General features: G+C 67.7%; 37 protein-coding genes and 2 pseudogenes. All 39 read left to right on the top strand.

Features of this window, described 5'->3' with window-relative positions; genetic code table 11:
- The first annotated feature begins 5 nt into the window (after window positions 1–5).
- The 39 genes and pseudogenes from rpsS to groES all read left to right on the top strand — a co-directional run bounded on the left by rpsS (window position 6) and on the right by groES (window position 25798).
- Entirely contained in the window at window positions 6–284 is a 279-nt protein-coding gene (gene rpsS / locus R2707_12330) for a 30S ribosomal protein S19 (protein ID MEZ5245878.1), read from the top strand.
- Window positions 284–634, top strand: a pseudogene (rplV, locus tag R2707_12335) (50S ribosomal protein L22). The gene rpsS and the pseudogene rplV overlap by 1 nt, the downstream one beginning before the upstream one ends.
- 563 nt (window positions 635–1197) lie before the next feature.
- A pseudogene (gene rpsC / locus R2707_12340) lies at window positions 1198–1827 on the top strand (30S ribosomal protein S3).
- Between the two features lie 290 nt (window positions 1828–2117).
- Window positions 2118–2534 carry a 50S ribosomal protein L16 gene (gene rplP / locus R2707_12345; GenBank protein MEZ5245879.1) on the top strand — a complete coding sequence of 139 codons (417 nt, stop codon included), beginning with the start codon at window positions 2118–2120 and terminating at the stop codon, window positions 2532–2534.
- Window positions 2534–2758, top strand: coding sequence for a 50S ribosomal protein L29 (gene rpmC / locus R2707_12350; protein MEZ5245880.1), 225 nt, complete (start codon window positions 2534–2536; stop codon window positions 2756–2758). The genes rplP and rpmC overlap by 1 nt, the downstream gene beginning before the upstream one ends.
- The gene (gene rpsQ / locus R2707_12355) at window positions 2751–3026 is read left to right on the top strand and encodes a 30S ribosomal protein S17 (protein ID MEZ5245881.1); all 276 of its coding nucleotides are present in this window, start codon (window positions 2751–2753) and stop codon (window positions 3024–3026) included. Before rpmC ends, rpsQ begins: the two co-directional genes overlap by 8 nt.
- Window positions 3023–3391, top strand: a complete 369-nt coding sequence (gene rplN, locus R2707_12360; GenBank protein ID MEZ5245882.1) for a 50S ribosomal protein L14 — start codon at window positions 3023–3025, stop codon at window positions 3389–3391. Before rpsQ ends, rplN begins: the two co-directional genes overlap by 4 nt.
- 10 nt (window positions 3392–3401) lie before the next feature.
- Window positions 3402–3710 carry a 50S ribosomal protein L24 gene (rplX, locus tag R2707_12365; GenBank protein ID MEZ5245883.1) on the top strand — a complete coding sequence of 103 codons (309 nt, stop codon included), beginning with the start codon at window positions 3402–3404 and terminating at the stop codon, window positions 3708–3710.
- The gene (gene rplE, locus R2707_12370) at window positions 3710–4276 is read left to right on the top strand and encodes a 50S ribosomal protein L5 (protein MEZ5245884.1); all 567 of its coding nucleotides are present in this window, start codon (window positions 3710–3712) and stop codon (window positions 4274–4276) included. Before rplX ends, rplE begins: the two co-directional genes overlap by 1 nt.
- A 3-nt stretch (window positions 4277–4279) precedes the next feature.
- Window positions 4280–4465, top strand: coding sequence for a type Z 30S ribosomal protein S14 (locus tag R2707_12375; protein ID MEZ5245885.1), 186 nt, complete (start codon window positions 4280–4282; stop codon window positions 4463–4465).
- Between the two features lie 15 nt (window positions 4466–4480).
- A complete protein-coding gene (gene rpsH / locus R2707_12380; GenBank protein ID MEZ5245886.1) occupies window positions 4481–4885 on the top strand; it encodes a 30S ribosomal protein S8 in 405 nt (134 codons plus the stop codon).
- Between the two features lie 10 nt (window positions 4886–4895).
- Complete coding sequence (gene rplF, locus R2707_12385; GenBank protein MEZ5245887.1) at window positions 4896–5435, top strand: 50S ribosomal protein L6; 540 nt, start codon at window positions 4896–4898, stop codon at window positions 5433–5435.
- Window positions 5436–5437: 2 nt separating this feature from the next.
- Window positions 5438–5803, top strand: a complete 366-nt coding sequence (gene rplR / locus R2707_12390) for a 50S ribosomal protein L18 (protein MEZ5245888.1) — start codon at window positions 5438–5440, stop codon at window positions 5801–5803.
- Window positions 5803–6399: a 30S ribosomal protein S5 gene (gene rpsE / locus R2707_12395; GenBank protein ID MEZ5245889.1), complete on the top strand. Its 597-nt coding sequence runs from the start codon at window positions 5803–5805 to the stop codon at window positions 6397–6399. Before rplR ends, rpsE begins: the two co-directional genes overlap by 1 nt.
- The gene (gene rpmD, locus R2707_12400) at window positions 6396–6584 is read left to right on the top strand and encodes a 50S ribosomal protein L30 (protein MEZ5245890.1); all 189 of its coding nucleotides are present in this window, start codon (window positions 6396–6398) and stop codon (window positions 6582–6584) included. Before rpsE ends, rpmD begins: the two co-directional genes overlap by 4 nt.
- Window positions 6584–7075 (top strand): 50S ribosomal protein L15, encoded by a 492-nt coding sequence (gene rplO / locus R2707_12405; protein MEZ5245891.1) that lies wholly within the window; start codon window positions 6584–6586, stop codon window positions 7073–7075. The genes rpmD and rplO overlap by 1 nt, the downstream gene beginning before the upstream one ends.
- 26 nt (window positions 7076–7101) lie before the next feature.
- Window positions 7102–8421: a preprotein translocase subunit SecY gene (secY, locus tag R2707_12410; protein ID MEZ5245892.1), complete on the top strand. Its 1320-nt coding sequence runs from the start codon at window positions 7102–7104 to the stop codon at window positions 8419–8421.
- Window positions 8422–8994, top strand: coding sequence for an adenylate kinase (locus tag R2707_12415; protein MEZ5245893.1), 573 nt, complete (start codon window positions 8422–8424; stop codon window positions 8992–8994).
- A 116-nt stretch (window positions 8995–9110) separates the two neighbouring features.
- Entirely contained in the window at window positions 9111–9335 is a 225-nt protein-coding gene (infA, locus tag R2707_12420; protein ID MEZ5245894.1) for a translation initiation factor IF-1, read from the top strand.
- Between the two features lie 6 nt (window positions 9336–9341).
- Window positions 9342–9455 carry a 50S ribosomal protein L36 gene (rpmJ, locus tag R2707_12425; protein MEZ5245895.1) on the top strand — a complete coding sequence of 38 codons (114 nt, stop codon included), beginning with the start codon at window positions 9342–9344 and terminating at the stop codon, window positions 9453–9455.
- A 1-nt stretch (window position 9456) separates the two neighbouring features.
- A complete protein-coding gene (gene rpsM / locus R2707_12430) occupies window positions 9457–9834 on the top strand; it encodes a 30S ribosomal protein S13 (GenBank protein ID MEZ5245896.1) in 378 nt (125 codons plus the stop codon).
- Window positions 9834–10232 carry a 30S ribosomal protein S11 gene (gene rpsK / locus R2707_12435; GenBank protein MEZ5245897.1) on the top strand — a complete coding sequence of 133 codons (399 nt, stop codon included), beginning with the start codon at window positions 9834–9836 and terminating at the stop codon, window positions 10230–10232. The genes rpsM and rpsK overlap by 1 nt, the downstream gene beginning before the upstream one ends.
- A gap of 1 nt (window position 10233) precedes the next feature.
- Window positions 10234–10848 carry a 30S ribosomal protein S4 gene (rpsD, locus tag R2707_12440; GenBank protein ID MEZ5245898.1) on the top strand — a complete coding sequence of 205 codons (615 nt, stop codon included), beginning with the start codon at window positions 10234–10236 and terminating at the stop codon, window positions 10846–10848.
- Window positions 10849–10860: 12 nt separating this feature from the next.
- Window positions 10861–11799, top strand: a complete 939-nt coding sequence (locus R2707_12445) for a DNA-directed RNA polymerase subunit alpha (protein ID MEZ5245899.1) — start codon at window positions 10861–10863, stop codon at window positions 11797–11799.
- Between the two features lies 1 nt (window position 11800).
- Complete coding sequence (rplQ, locus tag R2707_12450; protein MEZ5245900.1) at window positions 11801–12154, top strand: 50S ribosomal protein L17; 354 nt, start codon at window positions 11801–11803, stop codon at window positions 12152–12154.
- Window positions 12155–12265: 111 nt separating this feature from the next.
- Window positions 12266–13048, top strand: coding sequence for a tRNA pseudouridine(38-40) synthase TruA (gene truA / locus R2707_12455; protein MEZ5245901.1), 783 nt, complete (start codon window positions 12266–12268; stop codon window positions 13046–13048).
- Window positions 13049–13162: 114 nt separating this feature from the next.
- A complete protein-coding gene (rplM, locus tag R2707_12460) occupies window positions 13163–13618 on the top strand; it encodes a 50S ribosomal protein L13 (GenBank protein ID MEZ5245902.1) in 456 nt (151 codons plus the stop codon).
- Window positions 13619–13632: 14 nt separating this feature from the next.
- Window positions 13633–14025 (top strand): 30S ribosomal protein S9, encoded by a 393-nt coding sequence (rpsI, locus tag R2707_12465; GenBank protein ID MEZ5245903.1) that lies wholly within the window; start codon window positions 13633–13635, stop codon window positions 14023–14025.
- A 56-nt stretch (window positions 14026–14081) separates the two neighbouring features.
- Window positions 14082–15404 (top strand): phosphoglucosamine mutase, encoded by a 1323-nt coding sequence (gene glmM, locus R2707_12470; GenBank protein ID MEZ5245904.1) that lies wholly within the window; start codon window positions 14082–14084, stop codon window positions 15402–15404.
- 169 nt (window positions 15405–15573) lie between these two features.
- Window positions 15574–18951: an SIS domain-containing protein gene (locus R2707_12475; GenBank protein ID MEZ5245905.1), complete on the top strand. Its 3378-nt coding sequence runs from the start codon at window positions 15574–15576 to the stop codon at window positions 18949–18951.
- A gap of 38 nt (window positions 18952–18989) precedes the next feature.
- Window positions 18990–19361, top strand: coding sequence for a holo-ACP synthase (locus tag R2707_12480; GenBank protein ID MEZ5245906.1), 372 nt, complete (start codon window positions 18990–18992; stop codon window positions 19359–19361).
- A 23-nt stretch (window positions 19362–19384) separates the two neighbouring features.
- Window positions 19385–20698: an NAD(P)H-hydrate dehydratase gene (locus R2707_12485; GenBank protein ID MEZ5245907.1), complete on the top strand. Its 1314-nt coding sequence runs from the start codon at window positions 19385–19387 to the stop codon at window positions 20696–20698.
- Window positions 20691–21815, top strand: a complete 1125-nt coding sequence (locus R2707_12490; protein ID MEZ5245908.1) for a DUF3524 domain-containing protein — start codon at window positions 20691–20693, stop codon at window positions 21813–21815. Before R2707_12485 ends, R2707_12490 begins: the two co-directional genes overlap by 8 nt.
- A 10-nt stretch (window positions 21816–21825) precedes the next feature.
- Entirely contained in the window at window positions 21826–22695 is an 870-nt protein-coding gene (locus R2707_12495; protein ID MEZ5245909.1) for a P1 family peptidase, read from the top strand.
- On the top strand, window positions 22692–23183 hold the full coding sequence (tsaE, locus tag R2707_12500; GenBank protein MEZ5245910.1) for a tRNA (adenosine(37)-N6)-threonylcarbamoyltransferase complex ATPase subunit type 1 TsaE: 492 nt from the start codon (window positions 22692–22694) through the stop codon (window positions 23181–23183). The genes R2707_12495 and tsaE overlap by 4 nt, the downstream gene beginning before the upstream one ends.
- Entirely contained in the window at window positions 23180–23851 is a 672-nt protein-coding gene (gene tsaB / locus R2707_12505) for a tRNA (adenosine(37)-N6)-threonylcarbamoyltransferase complex dimerization subunit type 1 TsaB (GenBank protein MEZ5245911.1), read from the top strand. Before tsaE ends, tsaB begins: the two co-directional genes overlap by 4 nt.
- Complete coding sequence (gene rimI / locus R2707_12510) at window positions 23848–24372, top strand: ribosomal protein S18-alanine N-acetyltransferase (GenBank protein ID MEZ5245912.1); 525 nt, start codon at window positions 23848–23850, stop codon at window positions 24370–24372. Before tsaB ends, rimI begins: the two co-directional genes overlap by 4 nt.
- Entirely contained in the window at window positions 24369–25373 is a 1005-nt protein-coding gene (gene tsaD / locus R2707_12515) for a tRNA (adenosine(37)-N6)-threonylcarbamoyltransferase complex transferase subunit TsaD (GenBank protein ID MEZ5245913.1), read from the top strand. The genes rimI and tsaD overlap by 4 nt, the downstream gene beginning before the upstream one ends.
- A 119-nt stretch (window positions 25374–25492) precedes the next feature.
- Entirely contained in the window at window positions 25493–25798 is a 306-nt protein-coding gene (gene groES, locus R2707_12520) for a co-chaperone GroES (protein MEZ5245914.1), read from the top strand.
- Window positions 25799–25807 lie beyond the last annotated feature (9 nt).

The following is a 25807-nucleotide window of genomic DNA, read 5'->3' on the forward strand; positions in this document are numbered from 1 at the left end:
TCACAATGCCGCGCAGCCTCAAGAAGGGTCCGTTCGTCGACGACCATCTCCTCAAGAAGGTGGATGTCCTCAACGAATCGGGCGAGAAGAAGGTCATCAAGACCTGGTCTCGTCGATCGACCATCATCCCCGACATGATCGGCCACACCCTGGCCGTTCACGACGGCCGCAAGCACGTCCCGGTCTACGTGACCGAGTCGATGGTCGGTCACAAGCTCGGTGAGTTCGCGCCCACCCGCACGTTCAAGTTCCATGCGGGCCAGGAGCGGGGAGCACGTCGCTGATGACCGCTTCGAAGACCAACGAGCGTCCGGGCACCCGGGCCAAGGCGTCGCACGTTCGTGCGTCCGCCTACAAGGCTCGCGAGATCCTCAACCTGATCCGCGGCAAGTCCTACGCCGAGGCCGCGGAGATCCTCGCGTTCTCCGAGCGCGGAATCAGCGAAGACATCGCCAAGGTGCTCGACTCCGCAGTCGCCAACGCCGAGCACAACGATGGCCAGCTTGCCGAAGAACTCTTCGTCTCGGCCTGTTATGCCGACGAGGGTCCGACGCTCAAGCGCTGGCGTCCTCGTGCGCGCGGCCGCGCCACCCGCATTCGCAAGCGCACCTGCCACATCACCGTGATCGTGTCGCGCTACTCCGATGCCCAGCTCGAAGCGCTGCGTGCGAAGGAAGCCAACGCCGGTCGCTCGACCACGGCCAACGCCGCCGAGGCCCGTCGCCGACGCGTCGAGCAGAGCCGTGAGCGTGAAGAGGCTCGCGAAGCCGAACACGACCATGATCACGATCACGATCACGATCACGATCACGACCACGACCACGAGGCGTCGACAGAAGAGAAGGCGGCAGAGGTGGTCGCCGCGACGGAAGCGGTCATGGCCGAATCCGAGCCCGCTCAGGGCGACGACGACGCAGCGACGAACGCGGATCCGTCGGATGACGGCGAGGGCGACGAGTCGCCCTTCGGTCCGCTGAGCCACGCCCCGCTCGACGACCCGAGCGAGGCGCCCGAGGGCTACCCGATCAAGGGCAACGCCGACTCGATGAAGTACCACCAGCCCGATGGGCGCTGGTTCGAACAGACCGTTGCCGAGGTGTGGTTCGCCACCACCGACGCAGCCGAAGCCGCCGGCTTCACCGAGGCGGGTTCCGCCTCCTCCGAAGAAGATGCCGGCGACGCCGGAGAGGACGACTGATGGGACAGAAGGTCAACCCGTACGGGTTCCGCCTGGGCATCACCACGGAGTGGAAGAGCCGCTGGTTCGCCGACCGTGAGGAATACGCCGACAACGTCATCGAGGATTGGAAGATCCGCGATTTCCTCATGACCGAGCTGCCGCACGCGGCGATCAGCCGTGTCGAGGTCGAGCGCACCCGCGATCGTCTTCGTGTCGACGTCCACACGGCCCGTCCGGGCATCGTGATCGGTCGCCGTGGCTCCGAGGCCGACCGGCTCCGCACTGGTCTCACCTCGATCACCGGCAACGCCAAGGTCCAGCTCAACATCCAGGAGATCAAGCAGCCCGAGCTCGATGCTGCCCTGATCGCCCAGGGTGTCGCCGATCAGCTCGCTGGTCGTGTGGCGTTTCGCCGTGCGATGAAGCGTGCGGTCCAGAATGCCCAGAAGGCCGGTGCTCTCGGCATCCGCGTCCAGTGCTCGGGCCGTCTCGGCGGGTCGGAGATGGCCCGCACCGAGTGGTACCGCGAGGGCCGCGTCCCGTTGCACACGCTGCGTGCCGACGTCGATTACGGCTTCCGCGAGGCGAAGACCACCTACGGGCGCATCGGTGTGAAGGTGTGGCTCTACAAGGGCGACATCCTCCCCTACAAGACCACCAGCGACGACAAGGCCACCCTCGAGGCCGCCATGGCGGCCGGCGAGACATCCGGTCAGGCCAAGCCCCGCAAGGTCGTCTCCTCCGCTGCTGCCCGCAAGCGTGTCGCCACGCCCGAGACCGATGCCGATGCCGAGGTCGAGGAAGAGCCGGCACCGCTCATCAAGGAAGCCGATCCCGAGTTCGAGAAGCTCCTCGACGAGGAAGATGCCATCGAGGCATCGACCCGTGAGCAGAGCGAGACCCCGCACTTCCGGGCGAACGACTGAGGTTTGTTGTCATGTTGATGCCGAAGAAGGTCAAGCACCGCAAGCAACACCGGGGCCGTACCAAGGGAATGTCGAAGGGCGCGACCGAGGTCACCTATGGCGACTACGGAATCCAGGCGCTCGAGCCCGGGTGGATCACCGCCCGTCAGATCGAGGCCGGTCGTATCGCCATGACCCGTCACATCAAGCGTGGCGGCAAGGTGTGGATCAACGTCTTCCCCGACAAGCCGGTCACCCAGAAGCCGGCCGAGACCCGCATGGGTTCGGGCAAGGGCAACCCGGAGCACTGGGTCGCGGTCGTCAAGCCCGGACGGATCCTGTTCGAGCTGTCGTACCACGACGAGCAGATCGCCCGTGAGGCGATCGATCGGGCGATCCAGAAGATGCCGATCAAGGCACGTTTCGTCAGCCGTGAGGAGAGTTTCTGATGGCGAAGACAAAAGCCCTCGCCGATCTCGCCGTGACCGACCTGATCCAACAGTTGGCCGACCACAAGGAGTCGTTGTTCAACCTGCGATTCCAGTTCGCGACCGGCCAGCTCGACGACTCTGCGGCGCTCAAGGCCGTCAAGAAGGACATCGCCCGTGTGCTCACCGAGCTCCGGGCCCGTGAGATCGCCGAAGCCGAGGCGATGGAGAAGTCAGATGGCTGAGCAAGAGACCGAGACACGCGAGAACGCACGCAAGGTCCGTGAGGGCCTGGTCGTGTCGAACGCGATGGACAAGACCGCAGTGGTCGAGACGATCGATCGTGTGCGCCACCGGCGCTACGCCAAGACCGTGCAGCGCAACAAGAAGCTCCACGTGCACGACGAGGACAACACCCTCAACGTGGGCGACCGTGTGCGCGTGCAGGAAACCCGACCGCTGTCGAAGAACAAGCGCTGGCGCCTCGTGGCCGTCCTGGAGCGTGCAAAGTGATCCAGCAGGAATCCCGTCTTCGGGTCGCCGACAACTCGGGCGCCAAGGAGGTCTTGTGCATCAAGGTCCTCGGCGGTTCGAAGCGTCGCTACGCCTCGATCGGCGACGTCTTCGTCGCCACCGTCAAGGATGCGATCCCTGGCGCGCAGGTCAAGAAGGGCGACGTCGTCAAGTGCGTGGTCGTCCGGGTCAAGAAGGAAAAGCGTCGTCCGGATGGCAGCTACATCCGCTTCGACGAGAACGCAGCCGTGCTGATCAACGATCAGCGTCAGCCGCGCGGCACCCGCATCTTCGGCCCGGTGGGTCGAGAACTGCGCGACAAGCAGTTCATGCGCATCGTGTCGCTCGCACCGGAGGTCCTGTGACATGGCAGGCATGAAAATCATCAAGGGCGATCGCGTCGTCGTGCTGTCGGGCAAGGACAAGGGCGCACAGGGTGTCGTCGAACGGGCCATCCCCGAAAAGGGCAAGGTCATCGTCGACGGCGTCAACATCGCCAAGAAGCACCAGGCCCCGACTCGTCAGGACCAGCAGGGTGGCATCATCGACAAGGCGATGCCGATCGACGTGTCGAACGTCGCCCTGGTCAGCCCGAAGGACGGCAAGGCCACCCGCGTCGGCTACAAGATCCTCGACGACGGCACCAAGGTCCGCATCTGCAAGCGCACGGGGGTGGAACTCTGATGAGCACCACCACCTACAAGCCGCGCCTTCGCACCATGTACAACGAGGAGATCCGACCTGCCCTGAAGGAGCAGCTCGACATCCCCAACGTCATGATGGTGCCGAAGATCGAGAAGATCGTCCTCAACATGGGTGTCGGTGAAGCCGTCGCCTCGGCGAAGCTGCTCGAGGGCGCCCTGGCCGACATGGAGACCATCGCCGGCCAAAAGCCCGTGATCACGCGGGCCAAGAAGAGCCTCGCCAGCTTCAAGCTGCGCGACGGCCAGGCCATTGGCTGCAAGGTCACCCTCCGGGGCGACCGCATGTACGAGTTCCTCGATCGCCTCATTTCGCTGGCGATTCCGCGGATCCGAGATTTCCGAGGGCTCTCGCCGAAGTCGTTCGACGGCAACGGCAACTACACCTTCGGTGTGACCGAACAACTCATGTTCCCCGAGATCGACTACGACAAGGTCGACACCACTCGGGGTATGGACATCACGATCGTCACGACGGCGACGACGAACGACCACGGGCGTGCTCTGCTCGCGGCATTCGACTTCCCGTTCCGACGCGAGGGGCAGTGACCCATGGCGAAGAAAGCACTCCGCGAGAAGCAGCAGCGCACCCCGAAGTTCAAGGTGCGCTCCTACACCCGGTGCCGCCGCTGTGGCCGGCCTCGTTCGGTGTACCGCAAGTTCGGCCTGTGCCGGATCTGCTTGCGAGAAATGGCACACGCGGGCGAGTTGCCCGGTGTGAAGAAGGCCAGTTGGTAGGGAGGTGACAGCGCGATGACAATGACAGATCCCATCTCCGACATGCTCACTCGTATTCGCAACGCCAATGTGGCGATGCACGACGACGTCCGCATGCCGTCCTCGAAGCAGAAGCTCGCTCTTGCGGGTCTTCTCGAAAAAGAGGGCTACATCGCCGGCTTCACCGAAGTCGACAACGGCGACAAGCCGGGCAAGACCCTGACCATCGAGATGAAGTACTCGCCCGAGCGGGCCCGCGTCATCTCCGGTCTGACCCGTGTGTCCAAGCCCGGTCTGCGCATCTATCGCAAGCGCGACGAGATCCCCCGCGTACAGGGTGGCCTCGGCGTGGCGGTCGTGTCGACCAACAAGGGCCTGATGTCCGATCGAGAAGCGAGGAAGAACCGCATGGGCGGCGAGATCCTCTGCTTCGTGTGGTGAGGGAGTCGACATGAGCCGAGTTGGCAGCGAACCCATCACCATCCCGAGCGGTGTCGAGATCTCGATCTCGGGCGCCTCGGTCACGGTCAAGGGGTCCAAGGGGACCCTCGAGCAGACCCTGCCCGGTGGCATCACCGTGCACGAGGACGAGGGTTTCCTCGTCGTCGAACGCCCGGACGACAGTGGTCCGAGCAAGTCCTTCCACGGTCTCTCGCGCACCCTGATCCAGAACATGATCACCGGTGTCACCGAGGGCTTCACCAAGGAACTCCAGATCCAGGGCGTTGGCTACCGTGCCACCGCCAAGGGCACCAACGCCCTCGAGCTCGCGCTCGGCTACAGCCATCCCGTCAACATCGAAGCCCCGGAGGGCATCGAGTTCGACGTGCCGGTCCAGACGCAGATCTTCGTGAAGGGGATCGACAAGCAGCTGGTCGGGCAGGTTGCCGCCGACATCCGCAAGTGGCGCAAGCCGGAGCCCTACAAGGGCAAGGGCATCCGCTACGCGAATGAGCGCGTGATTCGCAAGGCCGGAAAGGCGGCCAAGTAGCCATGGCGTACACCGCGAAGAAGCGGCGCAGCGATCGTCTGCGCCGGCACTACCGGATCCGCAAGACGATGCGCGGCACAGCCGAGCGTCCCCGTCTGGCGGTCTTCCGATCCAACAAGCACATCTCCGCACAGGTGATCGACGACCTCACGGGCGTCACCCTCGCTGCGGCATCCACCACCGAGAAGGCGCTTCGGGGCGCCAACAACGGCAACGCCGAGGCGGCCGGCAAGTGTGGTGCGCTCCTCGCGGAACGCGCCAAGGCAGCCGGCATCGACACGGTGGTATTCGATCGTGGTGGGTTCCGCTACCACGGCCGGGTTGCGGCGCTCGCCGACGCAGCCCGTGAGGGAGGATTGAAGTTCTGATGGCATACGAACGCAGAGAACGTGAGCCGAACCCCCGCGACGGTGGCGAGGGCCTGCGCGAGTCGCGGGTCATCAACATCAATCGCGTCGCGAAGGTCGTCAAGGGCGGCCGTCGTTTCTCCTTCACCGCACTCGTGGTGATCGGTGACGGCGCCGGCAAGGTCGGCCTCGGCTACGGCAAGGCCAAGGAAGTGCCGCTGGCCATCCAGAAGGGCACCGAAGAGGCGCGCCGCAACCTGTTCTCCGTGGCGATGGCCGGTTCGACCATCGTCCACGAGACCATCGGCGAGATGGGTGCAGGTCGCGTCATGCTCAAGCCCGCCGCCCCCGGTACCGGCGTGATCGCCGGTGGCGCCGCTCGCGCCATTCTCGAAGAGGCCGGCATCGCCGACGTGCTGTGCAAGTCGCTCGGCTCGGCCAACCACATCAATGTCGCTCGAGCGACGATCAACGGCCTCATGGGCCTGCGGCGCCCCGACGAGATCGCACGACTCCGCGGCCTCGAGCCCGACGAGTTCCTGCCCGCCGGCCTCTGGGCGGCGTACCAGGAGAGCGAGCGCGGCCCGGCTGCTGCGGTGGCCAACGAGGTGTCGTGATGGCAACGATCAAGGTCACCCAGATCCGCTCCGCCATCGGCGCCAAGCCGAAGCAGCGTGGCAGCCTCCGCGCCCTCGGGTTGCGCGGTATCGGCAAGAGCAACACATTCGAAGACCGGCCCGAGATCCGGGGCATGATCGCTCGTGTTCCGCACCTCGTGCGCGTAGAGGAAGTCGACTCATGATCAAGCTCCACGACCTGCAACCCGCCGACGGCTCCAACAAGCGCGGCAAGCGCAAGGCCCGCGGTATCGGCGGCAAGGGCGGCAAGACCGCCGGCCGCGGCACCAAGGGCCAGCACGCGCGCAACACGGTTCGGGTCGGCTTCGAGGGCGGGCAGATGCCCCTCCTGCAGCGCATCCCGAAGCTCCGCGGGTTCACCAACCCGTTCCGCGTCGAATACCAGGCCATCAACCTCGACACCCTCGTCGAGACCGGACTCACCGAGGTCTCACCCGAGATCCTCCTCGAGCGCGGTCTGATCTCGAAGGGCGCCCTGTTGAAGATCCTGGGTCGCGGCGAGGTGACCACGGCCATCACGGTCAAGGCCCACGGGTTCTCGAAGTCGGCCGAGGCAGCCATCACGGCGGCCGGGGGTAGTGTCGAGACGCTGCCGCTTCCGTGGGGCGACCGTCGTCCTCCGCACGGCAGCTTCAACCAACACACCAACCGCTGATTTCCCCGACGGGGAGGGAGAAAGCCGTGCTGTCGCGGGTACTGAACATGTTCCGGGTCGCCGACCTGCGCAACAAGATCATCTTCACCCTGGCCATGATCGGCCTCTACCGGTTGGGTTCGTTCGTGCCGGCGCCCGGCGTCGACATCGAGGCCGTGCAGGATCTGCGCGACCAGGCGAACTCCGGCGGCATCCTCGGCTACATCCAGTTGTTCTCGGGCGGTGCGTTGACCCAGTTCGCGATCTTCGCGCTGGGCATCATGCCCTACATCACCTCGTCGATCATCATGCAGATCCTCGGCGTCGTGATCCCCAAGATCGAACAGTGGCAACAGCAAGGTGCGGTCGGGCAGCGCAAGATCACCCAGTGGACCCGCTATCTCACGATCTCGATCGCGGTGGTGCAGTCCACCTCGTTCGCCTTCCTCTTCCACAACGGCGGACTCGTCGGCCAGGTCGACCTGCTGCCGAAGTTCAGTGCCTGGACCGTGTTCGTCGTCGTCCTGACGCTGACCAGCGGCACCGCCCTGTTGATGTGGATGGGTGAGCTCATCACCCAGCGGGGCATCGGCAACGGCATGTCCCTGCTGATCTTCACGAGTGTCGTCTCGACGCTCCCGGCACAGGGCACCCTGGTCGAGGCGGAGAACGGACTCCCGGCCCTGATCGCGCTGATCGCCGTGGCGGTCATGCTCCTCGTGGCCATCGTGTTCGTCGAGCAGGGACAGCGTCGCATCCCGGTGCAGTTCGCCAAGCGCGTGGTCGGTCGCCGGATGTACGGCGGGCAGTCGACCTACATCCCGCTGAAAGTCAACCAGTCCGGCGTGATCCCGATCATCTTCGCCAGCTCCGTGCTCTACCTGCCCAACCTGATCGCCGTGGCGCTGCCCGACGACGGTTGGGGCGGCAGCGTCCAGCGCTGGGTCGACAACAATCTGGCGAACCCCGCCGCGGTGACCTATCTCGTGTTCTTCGGCTTGCTGATCGTCGGCTTCGCCTACTTCTACACGGCCATCACCTTCGATCCGGCCAAGCAGGCCGACACGATTCGCAAGCAGGGTGGCTTCATCCCGGGCATCCGGCCCGGTCCGCAGACCGAGCGCTACCTCGCTCGCATCCTCAGCCGCATCACGTTCCCGGGTGCGCTGTTCATCGCCGGCGTGGCCCTGATCCCGTCGGTCCTGATCAACCAGACGCTCGAAACCGGAACCGGTGGTGGCGGTGGCGCCGGTGGCTTCGCCTTCGGCGGCATCTCGCTCCTGATCGCCTCGGGTGTCGCGCTCGAGACGATGAAGCAGATCGACAGCCAGCTGATGATGCGCAACTACGAGGGGTTCTTGAAGTAGATGCGCGCACTTCGATTGGTGATTCTCGGCCGTCAGGGCTCGGGGAAGGGCACCCAGGCGGTCCGTATCGCCGAGGCCTTCGGCTGCATCCACGTCTCCACCGGCGACATGCTGCGCGCCGCCGTCACCGCCGGCACCGAACTCGGTCAGCAGGCCGAGGCGGTCATGAACAGTGGCGGCCTCGTCGGGGACGACATCATGAACGGCATCGTCGCCGAGCGACTCGCCGCCGACGACATCATGCGCAATGGGGTGCTGCTCGACGGCTTTCCCCGCACGGCCGACCAGGCCGACGCGCTCGAACGAATCTGTGCCGAGCAGGGCGTTGCCCTCGACATGGCCATCAATCTCGACGTCCCCGTGGGAATCGTGACCGAACGCATGCTGGCTCGCCGGCGTGAGGACGACACACCCGAGGCGATCGAACGCCGTCTGTCCCTCTACGAGGAGCAGACGGCACCACTGCTCGACTGGTTCGGCACCCGAGACCTTCTCACGACGGTCGACGGCGTCGGATCCGAGGAGGAGGTCTTCGCCCGGCTCGCCGATGCGATCAGTCAGGTGCGGCAGTGATGTCGCGTCGGGTTGGTCGCCTTGCGCGCGTCCGGTAGCGTAGTCCACTGGCCTGGGAGACCCGGGTCATTCCGCGTGCGAGCAACCGGCTCGCCGTTTTCGAAGAGGTTTCCGCCATCGCAAAGCCCAAGGAAGATGCGATCGTTCTCGAGGGGACGGTCACCGAGTCGCTCCCCAACGCCATGTTCCGCGTGGAACTGGAGAACGGCCCAGAAGTGCTCGCACACATCAGCGGCAAGATGCGCATGCACTACATCCGCATTCTTCCTGGCGACCGCGTCCAGGTGGAACTCACCCCGTACGACCTCCAGCGAGGCCGTATCACCTACAGGTACAAGTAGCTCTCCATGAAGGTTCGACCAAGCGTCAAGAAGATCTGTGACAAGTGCAAGGTGATTCGTCGCCACGGCCGCGTCATGGTCATCTGCGAAAACCCGCGTCACAAGCAGAGGCAAGGCTGAAATGGCACGCATTAGCGGCGTCGACATCCCCCGCGAGAAGCAGGTGGGGATCTCGCTGACATACATCTACGGCATCGGCCGCACCACCGCACAGGTCGTGTGCGATGCGACCGAGATCGACAGCACCACCCGTGTGCGCGATCTGACCGACGACGAGGTTGCGAAGATCCGTGCCTTCATCGAGTCCGATCTCAAGGTCGAGGGCGATCTCCGTCGCGAGGTCAGCCAGGACATCAAGCGCAAGATGGAGATCGGTTGCTACCAGGGTCTGCGTCATCGCCGCGGCCTGCCGGTCCGTGGGCAGCGCACCCACACCAACGCTCGCACGCGCAAGGGTCCCAAGAAGACCGTTGCCGGTAAGAAGAAGGTCACCAAGTAATGGCAACAGCAGGTGCCGGCGGTCGTCGACCGCGCAAGCGTGAACGCAAGAACGTCACGCACGGAATCGCTCACATCAAGAGCTCGTTCAACAACACGATCATCGCGATCAGTGACCAGAAGGGCGACATCATCGCCTGGGCGTCGGCGGGCAACGTCGGCTTCAAGGGATCGCGCAAGTCGACGCCGTTCGCCGCGCAGATGGCGGCCGAGCAGGCTGCTCGCCGCGCGATGGAACACGGGGTCCGCAAGGTCGACGTCCAGGTCAAGGGTCCGGGTTCGGGCCGCGAGACCGCCATTCGTTCCATCCAGAACGCCGGCATCGAAGTGACGGGCATCAAGGACGTCACCCCGATCCCGCACAACGGTTGTCGCCTCGTCAAGCGGCGGAGGGTCTGAAATGTCGCGTTACACCGGACCGAGGGCGCGCGTCTCGCGCCGCCTCGGCACCAACATCTGGGGCACGAAGGGCGAGACCATCGCGCTCGACAAGCGCCCGTACCCGCCCGGCGAGCACGGCCGCTCGCGCCGTCGTGGATCGGTGTCGGAGTACCTCCTCCAGCTGCAGGAGAAGCAGAAGGCTCGCTTCACCTACGGTCTCACCGAGCGCCAGTTCCGCAACCTGTTCGCCGAGGCCAGCCGTCGTCAGGGCGTCACCGGCGACAACATGCTCCGTTTCCTCGAGTTGCGGCTCGACAACGTGGTGTACCGCGCCGGTTGGGGCGCAACCCGCCCGCAGTCGCGTCAGTTCGTCAACCACGGACACGTCAACGTCAACGGTCGCCGGGTCACGATCCCCAGCTATCGCGTCCGCAAGGGCGACGTGATCGAGCTGCGCACCAAGGCTCGTGACTTCACGGTCATCCAGTGGAACTCCGACGTCCTCGACCGCACGCCCCCGGCGTGGCTCGAGACCGGTGAGGACTTCCAGATCACGGTGCGGGAACTCCCGCTTCGTGAGCAGATCGACATTCCCGTCCGCGAACAGCTCATCGTCGAGCTGTACTCGAAGTAGCCGAGGTAAACGATGCTCGTCATTCAGCGTCCCACCGTCGAAGCCATCGATGAAGCGGAAGGCAACCTCCAGCGGTTCGCCATCGGCCCACTCGAGCCCGGTTTCGGCCACACGATCGGCAACTCGATCCGACGCACCCTGTTGTCGTCGATTCCCGGCGCCGCCGTCACCCAGGTGCGTTTCGACGACGCCCTCCACGAGTTCGACACCATCACCGGTGTCGCCGAGGACGTCACCGACATCATCTTGAACCTGAAGGACCTCGTCCTGACCGTTCACAGCGACGAGCCGGTGACCCTGCGTCTCGACACGCGTGGACCGGCCGAGGTGACCGCCGCCGACATCCAGCCCCACCCCGATGTCGAGGTGCTCAACGGTGATCTGCCGTTGGCCAACGTCAACGCCAAGGGTCGACTGGCGGTCGACATCACCGTGCAGCAGGGTCGTGGCTACGTCTCCGCCGACCGGAACAACACCAGCACGACCATCGGTGTGATCCCGGTCGACTCGATCTACTCACCCGTTCGACGCGTGGCCTTCGAGGTGCTGCCGACCCGTGTCGAGCAGTCCACCGATTTCGACCGCCTCGTGCTCGAGATCGAGACCGACGGCTCCATCACCCCCCGCGACGCCCTGGCGTCGGCCGGTGGCACCCTGCGTGCCCTCGTCCAGCTCGTCGAGGAGATGAGCGACGAGCCCCAGGGCCTGGAGCTCGGCGAAGCCATCCAGATCGCGACCGGTGGTCCCGACATGGATCTGCCCATCGAAGACCTCGAGCTCTCCGAGCGTCCTCGCAACTGCCTGAAGCGCGCCCAGGTCAATACCGTCGGCGAGCTGCTGCTCAAGAGCGAAGACGATCTGCTGGCCATCACCAACTTCGGCCAGAAGAGCCTCGACGAGGTCATCGCCAAGCTCGACGAGCGCGGCCTCACCCTCCGGAACCGAGACTGACATGCCCGCAACACCACGCAAGGGCCGCCGCTTCGGTGGCAGCGCACAGCATCAGAAGCTGATGATGGCCAACCTCGTCGCATCGTTGATCGCGGCCGAGGGGATCACCACGACCGAGGCCAAGGCGAAGGCGATGCGTCCGATCGCCGAGAAGATGATCACGAAGGCCCGCAAGGGCGGCGTGCACAACCATCGCCAGGTCGTGAAGTTCCTCGGCGATCGGGAGATGGCGTCGAAGCTGTTCGACGAGATCGGTCCCCGCTACGAGGATCGTCACGGCGGCTACCTGCGCATCATCAAGCTCGACAACCGTTCGGGCGACAACGCCCCGATGGCCCGCATCGAATTCGTGTAGCCCGTCACAGCGGTGTCAGACACCCGCTACGAACGAACGAGGAAGCGAAACGCCCCGCCCGGGAGACCGGCGGGGCGTTCGCCGTTTCCGGGCGCCGTATCCTCGGGTCCGATGGTCGAGCGCCTGCCACCACCGCCGCCCGAGGGATTCGTTCGGATCCGGATGCGGGTTGCCTACGACGGCAGCGGCTTCTCGGGCTTCATGAAGAACCCCGAGGCGCGCACCATCGAGGGCGCGCTCGAGGAGGCGCTCACAGAGTCGTTGCGCCATCCGGTCACGCTCAGTTGCGCCGGTCGCACCGACAAGGGCGTCCACGCCCGAGGTCAGGTCGTCGCGTTCGACGCCGACGCCGCACACGTCGACGCCAACGCTCTCGGCCGGGCCCTGAACCGCAAGCTCGGTCCGGAGATCGCCGTCGACCGGATCGAGGAGGCGCCGCCGACGTTCGATGCCCGGCTCAGCTGCACGGCTCGTAGCTACCGCTATCACGTGCTCAATCGGCCCGTTGGCGACCCGCTCCGTCGTCATGTCACCTGGCATGTCCCCCAACAGTTGAACGTCGAGGCGATGGCCGCCGCCGCAGGGCCCCTCGTCGGACTGCACGACTTCACCGCGTTCAGCAAGAAGAACAAGTCGCGCCCCACCGAGGTCTTCCTGCGCCGGGTGCATTCGGCCGAGTGGGTGCGAGCCGACGACATCGTGCGGTTCGACATCACCGCCAACGCCTTCACCCACCAGATGGTCCGCAGCCTCGTCGGCATGCTCGTCGCCATCGGCCTCGGTCGACGGGAGGTGGCCGACCTCGACGAGGTCCTGCGCGGGCTCGATCGCAGTGCCGCCCCGAGCCCGGCCCCGCCCGGTGGACTGGTGCTCTGGGAAGCGCACTACGACTGATCGGCGCGATTTGCCGCGTATTCGCGCTCGTTGCTGTTTGTCGTTGCTCCACCGCCGCCGTAGCCTTGAACGGTCCTATCCGATCACCGTCGGATCCCCGTCTCGGAGAACTCCGTGTCCACCACCTCAATCAAAGCCGGCGAGATCGAACGCTCCTGGCACGTCGTCGATGCAGAAGGCCTCGTCCTCGGCCGGCTCGCGACCGAAGTCGCCAACATCCTCCGTGGGAAGCACAAGGCGATCTACACGCCCAACCTCGACACCGGCGATCACGTGATCATCGTCAACGCTGACAAGGTCGTCCTGACGGCCGGCAAGGCCGACAAGAAGCTCGTCCACCGCCACTCGGGCTACCCGGGCGGACTCAAGACCGAGACCTATGCACAGAAGATGGCCCGCAAGCCCGAACAGGCCGTGCAGGACACCATCAAGGGCATGCTCCCGAAGACCCGCCTCGGCCGTGCCCAGCTCAAGAAGCTGAAGGTCTACGCCGGTCCCACCCATCCGCATTCGGCTCAGAACCCCCAGCCGCTCGAGATCGCCCACGCCGCCGCGCGTCCCCGGGCCTGAACAGGAACCCTTCGATGACTGCTCCGCTCACCCAGACCACCGGCCGCCGCAAGCGCGCCGTCGCCCGCGTCCGTCTGCGTCCCGGCACCGGTGTCGTGACCGTCAACGGCAAGCCGCTCGACGACTACTTCCCGTCGCGGACCCATCGTCAGAACGCGATCCAGCCGCTCACCATGCTCGAGCTCGGCGAGGCCTACGACGTCGACGCGACGATCCACGGCGGCGGCACCACCGGCCAGGCCGGTGCCCTGCGTCTCGGTATCGCCCGTTCGCTGATCGCCCTCGACGAGGAGCACCGCGCGCCGTTGCGCTCGGCCGGCTTCGTCACCCGCGACCCGCGCAAGAAGGAGTCCAAGAAGTACGGCCTCAAGAAGGCCCGCAAGGCTCCGCAGTACAGCAAGCGCTAGCGGGGGGTGGGTGAGCCGGTCCTGTCGGCGGGCGTGTCCCGGCCGATCGAGTCACCGTGAGCCTTCGCTTCGGAACTGATGGCATCCGGGCCGACGCCCGAGATGTGCTGACCGCCCCGGTGGTGGCGGCCCTCGGACGCGCCGGCGCGGAGGCGCTCGGCGCCGACGGCCTCGTCGTGGGCCGCGACACGCGGGCTTCGGGCCCTACCCTGGCAGCTGCGCTGCACGCCGGTGTGCTCGCCGCGGGGGGACGTTCTGTCGACCTCGGCATCGTGCCGACCCCGGCGGTTGCGCTCTGGTGTGCCCGGGAGGGAGTCGCCGGCGCCATGGTGTCGGCGAGTCACAACCCGTGGCACGACAACGGCATCAAGTTCTTCGCCCCCGGTGGCGTCAAGCTCGGCGACGATGTCCAGGACCGGATACAGGTCCGCTTCGACGAACTGCTGGCTGATGCCGACACCCCGGTCGTCGGAACCGGCGAAGACCGCCACCGCGATGCCGTGGAGCGCCACGTGGCCGCGATCGTCGCCAGCCTCGACGGGCGATCGCTCACCGGCCTGCGGGTCGTCGCCGATGCGGCGAACGGCGCCGCCACGCCGGTGATCGCCGAGGTCTTCGGCCGGCTCGGTGCCGATGTGCACGTCATCCACGCGTCGCCCGACGGGCACAACATCAACGACGGCTGCGGGTCGACCCACCCCGCCGATCTCCAGACGGCGGTCCGCGAACGGGGCGCCGATCTCGGCGTGGCCTTCGACGGCGATGCCGACCGACTCGTCGCCGTCGATGCGTCGGGCGCGTTGGTCGACGGCGATCAGGTCATCGCGATCTGCGCGCTCGATCGGCATGCCCGCGGGCGATTGGCCGGAGACGCCGTCGTGGTCACGGTCATGACGAACCTCGGGTTTCGGCGTTCGATGGATGCCGCCGGCATCCACGTGATCGATACGAAGGTCGGCGACCGTCATGTGCTCGAGGCGCTCGACGCGGGGGGCTACAGCCTCGGTGGCGAACAGTCGGGCCACGTGATCTTCCGGGATCTCGCGTCGACCGGCGACGGCGTCTTGAGCGCCGTGCAGTTGCTCGATGTCGTCGTCCGGACCGGTCGACCGCTCGGCGATCTCGCCGCGGCGGCCATGACCCGACTCCCGCAGGTCCTTCGCAATGTTCGCGTGGCCTCCCGGCCCGACGACGTCGATGCCGTGCTCGCTCCGTTCGTCGAGGCGTCGATGGGTCGCATGGCCGGGAGGGGGCGAGTGCTGATCCGTCCCTCGGGGACCGAGCCGCTGATCCGGGTGATGGTCGAAGCCGAGACCGATGCCGAGGCGCAGGCGGAGGCCGACAGTCTCGTCGCTGCGGTGGAATCGCTGTTCACCTGACCCTCGCGTCGCCGTGCGCGGAACGCTTGCCCGGGACCGCTCCTAAACTGCGGTGGTTGGGTGGCCGACGGGAACCAGAACTCTTTCTTCGGGAGACATGCACATGTGCGGGATCATCGCCGTAGTCCGGCGGCCCTCGAGCCGAGCCACACCGAGTGGCATCGATGTGGTGCGCCCGCTCACGGGGGTCGCGGGTTCCCTGCGCGACGCCGTCGACGTCACCGCGGCACTGCGGGCGGCGGCCGACGAACTCATGACCGTCGATGCGCTCCTGCGGGGTGTGCCGGGCGTCCGCCTGCTGCTCGAAGACGCCTCGGTGGCGCCGGCGCTCACCCATCACTGTGGTGAGATCCAGGCTGCGGTCGAGGCGATCGAGGCCGCGATGGAGATCGGTGCCGAGCTGCCGACCGCCGAGCTCGAGCGTCGTAATCACGAGCTGATCCGCGTCCGCGACGGCGTGTGGGCGATCACGCGAGATCGCCTCCGCGCCGCGGAGACGGTGGCGATGTTGGCCGGCGACGCCCGTGATCAGGGTGCGCTCGAGGCCTTCTTGTCGGTGCACCAGGCATTGAGCGCGATCGATCGGCTCGAGGTTCGCGGCCGTGACTCGGCCGGCCTGCACCTGCTGATCCACGACCACGCGCTCGATCTCGACGACCCTGCGGTCCAGGCCGCGATCGCCGCCCGCAGCGGCGATGCCACGTTCGGCTCGGGCAGCGTGCGTCTCGTCGACGGCGTGCTCAGCATCGTGCACAAGACGGCGGCCGAAATCGGGGAGCTCGGCGACAACACGGCGGTCATCCGACAGGCCTTCGCCGACGACCACCTGCTGCACGCGGCACTTGCCAACGACACCGCGAGAACACTGGTGCTCGGCCACACCCGATGGGCCTCGATCGGGATCATCAGCGAGCCCAACGCCCATCCGCTCAACAGCGATCTCATCGGCACCACCGGGCCCTATGTCGTCGGTGCGCTCAATGGCGACGTCGACAACTTCGCCGACCTCATCGCCGAAGAAGGCGTGACGATCACGCCGTCGATCACCACCGACGCCAAGGTCATTCCCAGCCTCATGAGCCGTCGCCTCGACGACGGACTCGAGTCGGCTGAGGCGTTCCGTCGTACCGTCGCGACCTTCGAAGGCTCGGTCGCCATCGGCGCCTCGACCGCGAGCGCGCCGGACCGACTCCAGCTCGCGCTTCGCGGCAGCGGCCAGGCCCTCTACATCGGTCTCGCGGAAGACGCCTACATCGTGGCCAGCGAGCCCTATGGCGTGGTCGAGGAGACCATGCGCTACATCCGCATGGACGGTGAGACGCCGGGCAATCCGGAGAACCCCAACGCGAGCCGTGGGCAGATCATCGAGCTCGACGGCAACGAGGGCGGGATGCTCTCGGGCATTCTCCGCAAGGCCTACGACGGCACCGATCTCCCCGTCACGGAGGATGACGTCGCCCTCGCCCAGATCACCACGCGCGACATCGACCGTGGTGACCACCCGCACTATCTGATGAAGGAGATCGGCGAGGCCCCGACGTCGTTCCGCAAGACGCTGCGCGGCAAGGTCGTCGAGGGGCCCGACGGGCCGAGCGTGTCGCTCGGGCCGGAGATCATCCCCACCGAGGTGCGCGCGGGCCTGGCCGACGGTTCGATCTCGCGGGTGCTCGTGATCGGACAGGGCACCGCGGCGGTCGCCGGGCAGTCGCTCGCCGCGACACTCGACGTGCTGGTTCCGAACGGCGCGTTGAGCACGCAGGCGATCCTCGCCACCGAGCTGTCGGGGTTCTCGCTGCGCGCCGACATGAGCGACACACTGATCGTGGCCGTGAGTCAGTCGGGCACGACGACCGACACGAACCGCACGGTCGACATCGTCCGCAATCGCGGCGCGAAGGTGATCGCCATCGTCAACCGGCGCGGGAGCGACCTGACCGACCGAGCCGACGGCGTGCTCTACACCTCCGACGGACGCGATGTGGAGATGTCGGTCGCGTCGACGAAGGCCTTCTACGCGCAGATCGCAGCGGGCCTGCTCATCGCGATCGCGGTGGCCGACGAACTGTTGGGCGACGAGGGCGCCGCCGATCGGCGGGCGTTGCTCGAGGCGATCACCTCGCTCCCGACGGCCATGGAGACGGTGATCGGGCGTCGCGAACTGATCGGTCAGGCCGCCCGCAGCTTCGCCCCGAGCCGGCGCTACTGGGCGCTGGTCGGCAACGGCAGCAACCGCATCGCCGCCCAGGAAGTGCGGATCAAGCTCTCCGAGCTCTGCTACAAGTCGATCGCCGCCGACAGTACCGAGGACAAGAAGCACATCGATCTCTCCTCGGAACCGCTCATCCTCGTGTGCGCGGCCGGCCTGTCGGGCTCCACTGCCGACGACGTCGCGAAGGAAGTCGCGATCTTCCGGGCCCACAAGGCTGCCCCGATCGTCATCGCCGACGAGGGCGAGGGCCGCTTCGATGCTGCGCTCGCCGTGCTTCCCGTCCCCGCCGTCGACTCCCGGCTCGGATTCATCCTGTCCGCGATGGTCGGTCACCTCTTCGGCTACGAGGTCGCCCTGGCGATCGACGCGCAGGCCCGGCCGATGCGTGAGGCCCGCAGCGCGATCGAACAGGTCGCCGCCCGCTCCGACGTCAACGGCGAGGCCGCGCTCGCGACCGTGCAACCGGTGATCGAACGACTCGCCACCGCGTTCTTCGACGGCAACCGGACCGGCGCCTTCAACGGACACCTCGAGGCGGGGACCGCCGTGCGGATCGGTTCCCTACTGCGGTTCGCGCTCCGGTCGACGCCGCTCGAGTCGTACCAGATCGAGTACGGCAAGGTCGGCACGCCGGCCGTCGTGCTCGACGATCTCGCCGCCGCGTTGACCATGGGGATCGAGGAGCTCACGCGACCGATCGATGCGATCAAGCACCAGGCGAAGACGGTGACCGTCGGGATCTCCCGCTCCGACGAGACGCTGCTCGAGGTCGCCCTGGCCCGGGCGGCACTCGATGCCGGCGCGCCGCGTGACCGGCTCAGCTACGCCTCGTTGCGGACGCTGGCCGACCTCGACCCGGCGGTGACGGAAGTCCTCGGACACACGCGCTATCGCATCGAAGGCCTCGACGAGCACGGCGACGGCGAGGCCACGGCGGTCGTCGTCGATCGCGGCGGCATCAGCCAGAACATCCCGTCGCGCACCGACCGGTCGCCGACCCTGCGGGGCACCAAGCACCAGGTCGCGCTCGAGCGCCGGGTCTTCGTCGCCCTGGGTCGCAGCGACGGTCGATCGTTGGTCTTCGTCCCCGAGCTGAAGGACAACGTCACGACCGGCCTGACGCTCCTCCAGGTCCGTTTCGCCGACGGGCTGACCCCGGGGGCGGCTCGTGGTGTGCTCCAGGGCTACCGCAACCGCTACTCGGCCCTGCGCGATGCCGTGCTCGAGACCGAGGACGTCTTTCGCGAAGACATCCTCGGCGAGCAGTCCGTTGCCGACCTCCTCACCCTTCCGATCAATGTGCTCGCCGACCGCTGGCGGGTCAACGGCGACGGGTAGCGATCCCGCCGTCACGTCGTGCCCGGTAGGGTCCGGGGATGATCGGCATCGGCACTGACCTGGTCGACATCGACCGCTTCCGGACGGTGCTCGCCCGCACGCCGAGTCTCGCCGAGCGGGTGTTTCGTGCCGACGAACGGGCCTATGCCGAGCGGGCCGCCGACCCGACGCCTCGTCTTGCCGCCCGGTTCGCGGCCAAGGAGGCGACGTTGAAGTCGCTCGGGTTGGGTCTCGGGGCGATGGCCCTGTCCGACATCGAGGTGGTGAAGCACGAGGACGGGCGACCCGAGCTCCGGCTCCACGGCACCGCCGCCGAAGCGGCCCGCCAGGTGGGGGCACAACGGTTCCTGCTCACGATCTCCCACACCGATCACCTCGCCCAAGCGACCGTGGTGGCGCTCGCCTCATGATCCCGGTCCTGACACCGGCGCGGATGACCGAGATCGATGCGGCCGCGGCCGACCGGATCGACGACCTGATCGATCGCGCCGGCCGCGCGGTGGCGCGGTCGGCGATCCGGATGCTGGGCGGGTCCTACGGTCGTCGCGTCGTCGTGCTCGCCGGTCCGGGCAACAATGGTGCCGACGGCCGTGTCGCCGCCCACCATCTCGAACGCCGCGGGGTGCGGGTGACGGTCGTCGATGCACTCACCGCGCCGTCGGCGCTGCCTGCGGCCGATCTCGTGGTCGATGCCGCGTTCGGCAACGGGCTCAGCCGTGACTATGTCGCGCCCGCAGTCGCACCCTTCACTCCGGTGCTCGCCGTCGACATTCCGTCGGGGGTCGACGGCCTCACGGGTCGATGCCTCGGCGCACCGCTGCGGGCGGATCGGACCGTGACCTTCCAGGCGCTCGCGCCGGGTCTCGTGCTCGAGCCCGGTCGCGACCTCGCAGGTTCGGTGGAGGTCGTCGACATCGGACTGGCGCTCGGCGACGTCTCGGTGCACGTGGTCGAACCATCCGACGTCGGTGCGCTCCTCACCCGGCGACCGGTCGACGATCACAAGTGGCGCTCGGGCGTGCGTGTCGTCGGTGGTTCGCCGGGGATGACGGGCGCCGCATGGCTCGCCGCTCGCTCGGCGCAGCGGTGCGGCGCCGGCATCGTCCAGCTGTCGATGCCGGGTGCCAGAGGCGACGAGGGCCCGATCGAGTCGGTCGCCGTGCCACTGCCGCTCGACGGCTGGGCCGATGCGGCGTTCGCCACGATCGAGGAACGGGTGTGTGCCGTGCTCGTCGGTCCCGGCCTCGGACCGGTCGGCGGGGTCGAGCTGATGGCGGCCTGCGGTCTCGACCAGCCGGTCGTGTTCGACGGCGATGCCCTGCGACCGGAGCTCGTCACCATGCTCGCCGACCGCGCTGCCGCCACGGTGTTGACGCCCCACGACGGTGAGTGGCGTCGCCTCGGGGGATCGGACGACGCCGATCGGATCGGGGCGACCCGGGCGTTCGCCCAGGCCCATCAGGTGACCGTCGTGCGGAAGGGGCCGACCACCATCGTGGCTGCACCCGACGGATCGGCGAGGGTGATCGTCTCGGGCACCGCGGCTCTGGCCACGGCCGGCACCGGCGACGTGCTGGCGGGCGCGATCGTCGCCCTCCTGGCGCGGGGCCACTCCGGCCCCGACGCGGCGACGATCGCGGCACACGTCCACGGCGTCGCCGGTGCGCGGCTGGGCCCCGGACTCGTCGCGTCCGAGGTCGCCGATCTCCTGCCTGCGGTGATCGCCGATCTCGGCGCGCATGGCTGAGACCGGCATGGGCCTGCGCATCGATGTCGTCGAGCCCTTCTTCGCCGGCTCCCATCGAGCCTGGGCGGAGGGTTGGGCGACCCACTCCCGCCACGACGTGTGCCTCCACACCATGCCCGGTTCGGCATGGCGGTGGCGGATGCGGGGCGCGGCGGTGACCATCGCCCCTCGGCTCGTCGCCGATGCCGAGCAGCGTGGGTCACCCGATCTGCTCGTCGTGTCCGACATGGTCGACCTGGGCGATCTCCTGGCCCGGACCCGACTGACCCACGGCAGGGTTCCGGTCGTCCTCTATCTCCACGAGAATCAGCTGACCTATCCGCGCCGGCCCGGTGAACCCCTCGACACGGGGCTCGCGTGGATCACGTGGCGCAACCTCACGTTCGCCGACGAGATCTGGTGCAACTCCGCCTTCCACCGCGATGAGCTCCTCGGCGCGCTTCCCGAGCTGCTCCACGGCGTTCCCGATCACGACCACACCGATCTTCTCTCGGGCGTGGCCGGGCGGATGCGGGTGCTGCCCGTGGGGGTCGACATCCCCGCACCCGGGCCGCGGGAACGGCCCCCGCTGATTCTCAGCAATCAGCGCTGGCACCACGACAAGGACGTCGACGCGGTGGTGCGGGCGTTGCTGCGGCTCGCCGAGTCCGGTGTCGAGTTCCGTGTTGCGGTGATCGGTGACCATCGCGGGGGTCACGCGGCGGAGATCGATCCGCTGCTCGACCGGCTGGGCGGTCGCGTCATCGCCCGCGGCCTGCAGGATCGGGCCGCCTACGAGTCGCTCGTCGGGCGGGCCGACATCGTCGTGTCGGCCGCGAAGAACGAGTTCTTCGGTGTCGCGGTCGTCGAGGCGGTCGGCGCGGGTGCCGTTCCGGTGTTGCCCGACGCGGTGGCATATCCGGAGATCATCCCGGCCGAGTTCCATCCCGTCGCCCTCTACGCGCGGGGCGAGTTGCGCGCCGCGCTGGCGGCCACGCTGGCGGCGCTCGATGATCGCCGTGGTGCCGTCGCAGGACTCGCGGCGTCGATGACCAGGTTTGCGTGGACCGTCGTGGCGCCGAGCTACGACCGGGCGGCCGAGGCGCTGGCCGTCGAGCGGCCCCCGGCCGAGCGCTAGCGTGCCTCCCGTGGAGATCGCCGTCGAAGGAGTGACCGTCGGTCATTGGACCGATGACGACGCCAGGACCGGGTGCACGGTGATCCGGCTTCCTGGCGGGACCGTCGCCTCCGGTGAGGTGCGCGGCGGTGCCCCCGCGAGCCGTGAGTTCGCCCTGCTCGACCCGACCCGGCTGGTCGCGGCTGTGGATGCGGTGGTGCTGAGCGGCGGTTCGGCGTTCGGGTTGGCTGCGGCCGACGGCGTCATGGAGGTGCTCGAGGAGGAGGGGCGTGGGTTTGCGACGGCCCACGGCCCGGTGCCGATCGTGGTCGCGCTGTCGCTCTACGACCTCGGGGTCGGATCGTCGGCGGTGCGGCCCGATGCCCGGGCCGGTGCCCACGCCGCGCGTGTGGCTGGACGCTCACCCGCGGCGGGCCGTGTCGGCGCCGGGACGGGTGCGACGGTGGGGAAGTGGCGTGGACCCGATCACGCCCGACCGGGGGGTCTCGGCATCGTCAACGTCCGGCGTGGCGAGCTGTCGCTCACGGCGATCATCGCCAACAACGCGGCCGGTGAGATCGACGACGGTTCGGTCGGCGCGGCCGTGCTCGACGCGTCGTTCGACGGATGGCCCGACCGCGCCACGTTCGGTTCCAACACCGTGATCGGCGTCGTGGTGACCAACGCGATCCTCGACAAGGTCGACTGTCGACTCCTCGCCGAGGGTGCCCACGACGGGCTCGCCCGGGCGATCACGCCGCCGCACATGCGCAGCGATGGCGATGCGTTCGTCGCCGCCGCCACCGGGCTCGTGGAGGCCGCGGTGGACGATGTTCGTCTGATGGCGGTGGTCGCGGTCGAGCAGGCCGTCAGGGAGTCCGTCGGTAGACTCGACGGGTGAGAACGCCCCTCGAACTCCGATGCACCAGCGCGTCGGCGACTGCAACCCAGGCACTCGCGGCTGCCATCGCGCCGCTCGTGGACGACGGTGATCTCCTCGTCCTCGTCGGCGACCTCGGAGCCGGGAAGACCGCATTCACGCAGGGCATCTGCCGGGCCCTCGGGGTCGACGAGCCGGTGACGAGTCCGACCTTCACGCTCGCCAATCGCTACCAGGGGCGCCTCGTGGTCAACCATCTCGACGTGTACCGCATCGAGGCACTCGCCGAGGCCGAGGACCTGGCCCTCGGCGAGTTGCTCGACGACGGTCTCACCCTCATCGAGTGGGGCGACGTGATCCTGCCGGCGTTGCCCGAGGACCGTCTCGACGTGCGGATCACCTTCGGTGCCGGCGACGACGATCGGGTGCTCGAATTCACCCCGGTCGGTGCGCCCTGGTCCGACCGGTTCGACCGGCTCGTCGACGCGCTCGGGGAGTGGACCACGTGACCGGGCCGGTCGTCCTGGCGATCGAGTCGGCCACGTCGTGCGTGGGCTGCGCGGTCGGTACGCCCGACGGGGTGATCGCGTCGACCTACTCGGCGCGGGGTCGCCGCCACGCCGAGTCGCTGGCTCCCCAGATCGAGTTCGTCGTGACCCAGGCCGGCCTCGCGATCGCCGACATCGCGTGTGTCGCGGTCGACATCGGTCCGGGCCTCTACACCGGTCTGCGGGTCGGGATCACCACTGCGCGGGCCATGGCCCACATGCTCGACGTCCCGATGGTGCCGGTGACGTCACTCGAAGCCATCGCCCACGCCAACCGCGCCGGTGGCGACATGGTCGTGGCCGTCGATGCCCGGCGTGGCGAGGTGTTCCACGCCGCGTTCACGGTCGCCGCCGACGGCACACTGGCCGGAACCGAAGCGGCGGTCGGCACGGTTGCGGAGTTGGAGTACGGCACCGGCCGCCGGATCGTCGGTGATGGTGGGGTCGCCCGCGCCGAGGAGTTCGCCGCTGCCGGCCACCACGTCGACCGCGAAGCGACGCATCTCCCGCTTCCCGATGTGGTCCTCTCGCTCGCCGTCGGCCGACTCGACGAGGCCGTGCCGGCCCACGAGATCCACCCGCTGTACCTCCGCCGGCCCGACGCGGTCGCGAAGTGGGAGGGGGCATGAGCGGAGTCCTCCGCTTCGAGACGATGGCGGCGCGCGACATCGACTCGGTCCGGTCCATCGACGCGGTCGCGTACCCCAACCCGTGGTCGGTCGCGACCTGGCGCAAGGAGCTCGCCGCGGACGACCGAGTGCATCTCGTCGCCGTCGACGGCGACGAGGTGGTGGGCCATGCCGGTCTGTTGTTCGTGCTCGACGAGGCCCATGTCACCACGGTGGCGACCGCAGCGGCCCACGAGGGCCGGGGCATCGCGACCGCCCTGCTGGTCCGCCTCCTTCGCGCCGCCCGCCAACACGGATCTGTCTCGGCCACGCTCGAGGTTCGTGCCGCCGATCGTCGGCCGCAGCGGCTCTACGGCCGCTTCGGGTTCCGCCCGGCGGGCGTCCGCCGCAACTACTACCGCGACCCGACCGACGACGGCATCGTCATGTGGCTCCACGATCTCGACAGTGACGAGACGACCGCCCGCCTCGAGGCGCTCGACAGTCCCCACCCCATGACCGCGACAGGAGAGCCCGCATGAGCGCCGACGTCATCCTCGGAATCGAGACGAGTTGCGACGAGACGGCGGCGGCCGTCGTCGTCCGTGCCACCGAGGTGCGGTCGAGCATCGTCTCGAGCCAGGTCGACATCCACGCGAAGTACGGCGGTGTCGTTCCCGAGGTCGCGAGTCGTGCCCATGTCGAGACGATCATGCCCGTGGTCGACCAGGCGCTCCGCGAGTCGGGTCTCACCCCATCCGGTATCGACGCGGTCGCCGCCACCCACGGGCCGGGCCTGGTCGGCGCGCTGCTCGTCGGTGTGTCGGCGGCCAAGGCCATGGCACTGGTGTGGGACGTGCCGTTCGTGGCGGTCAACCATCTCGAAGCGCACCTCTACGCCGCGTTCCTCGAGGAACCGGATCTCGAGATGCCGCTGGTGATCGTCCTGGTGTCGGGCGGTCACACGATGTTGATCCTGATGGAGGATCACCTCCACTACCGGGTACTCGGTGCGACGGTCGACGATGCTGCCGGCGAGGCGTTCGACAAGGTCGCCCGCTTCATGGATCTCGGCTATCCGGGCGGTCCGATCATCGATCGGCTCAGCGCGAGCGGCGATCCGGCGGCGATCGCGTTCCCGAGAGCGATGGCGAGCGACGGATGGAACTTCTCGTTCAGCGGGGTCAAGACCTCGGTGGTCAACCATGTCCGCAAGCATCCCGAGGTGGCGGTCGAAGACGTCGCGGCGTCGTTCCAGGAGGCCGTGGCCGATGTCCTGGTCGCCAAGGCCCGCCGTGCCGCCAGGGAGTTCGGGGCAAAGGGGTTGTGTCTCGCCGGCGGCGTGGCCGCCAATTCGCGGCTCCGCGAGAAGATGGCCGAGGCCGCGGCGGCCGACGGACTCCGCGCGTTCCTGCCGAGTCGGGCGATGTGCACCGACAACGCGGCCATGGTCGCCGCTGCGGGATGGTGGCGTTTGCGGGCCGACGGCCCTTCCGATCTGGGCGTCGGTGCCGACCCGTCGCTTCGTCTTCCGACCGCCTGACGCGCGAAATTCCCGCGGCAGGCAGTTGTTCGTCGGGCGCGCCGGACGTATCGTTAGCACTCGGCACTTCAGAGTGCTAACGACCGCTCGCCAGTACCGGCGGGTGTTTCAACGAAACGATCTCGGAGGATCGAATGAGCTTGCAGCCCCTCGAGGACCGCATTGTGGTCCGCTCCAACGAAGCGGAATCGACCACCGCCAGCGGTCTCGTCATCCCTGACACCGCCCAGGAGAAGCCCCAGCAGGGCGAAGTCATCGCGGTCGGCCCCGGCCGTCGCTCTGACACCACTGGCGACATCATCCCTCTCGACGTCGCGGTCGGCGACACCGTCGTCTACAGCAAGTACGGCGGCACGGAGATCACGGTCGCCGGCGAAGAGCTCCTGATCCTCAACGCCCGCGACGTCCTCGCCAAGATCAGCTGAGGTAGCGAC

The organism is Acidimicrobiales bacterium, assembly GCA_041394245.1.
GTDB lineage: Bacteria > Actinomycetota > Acidimicrobiia > Acidimicrobiales > Aldehydirespiratoraceae > JAJRXC01.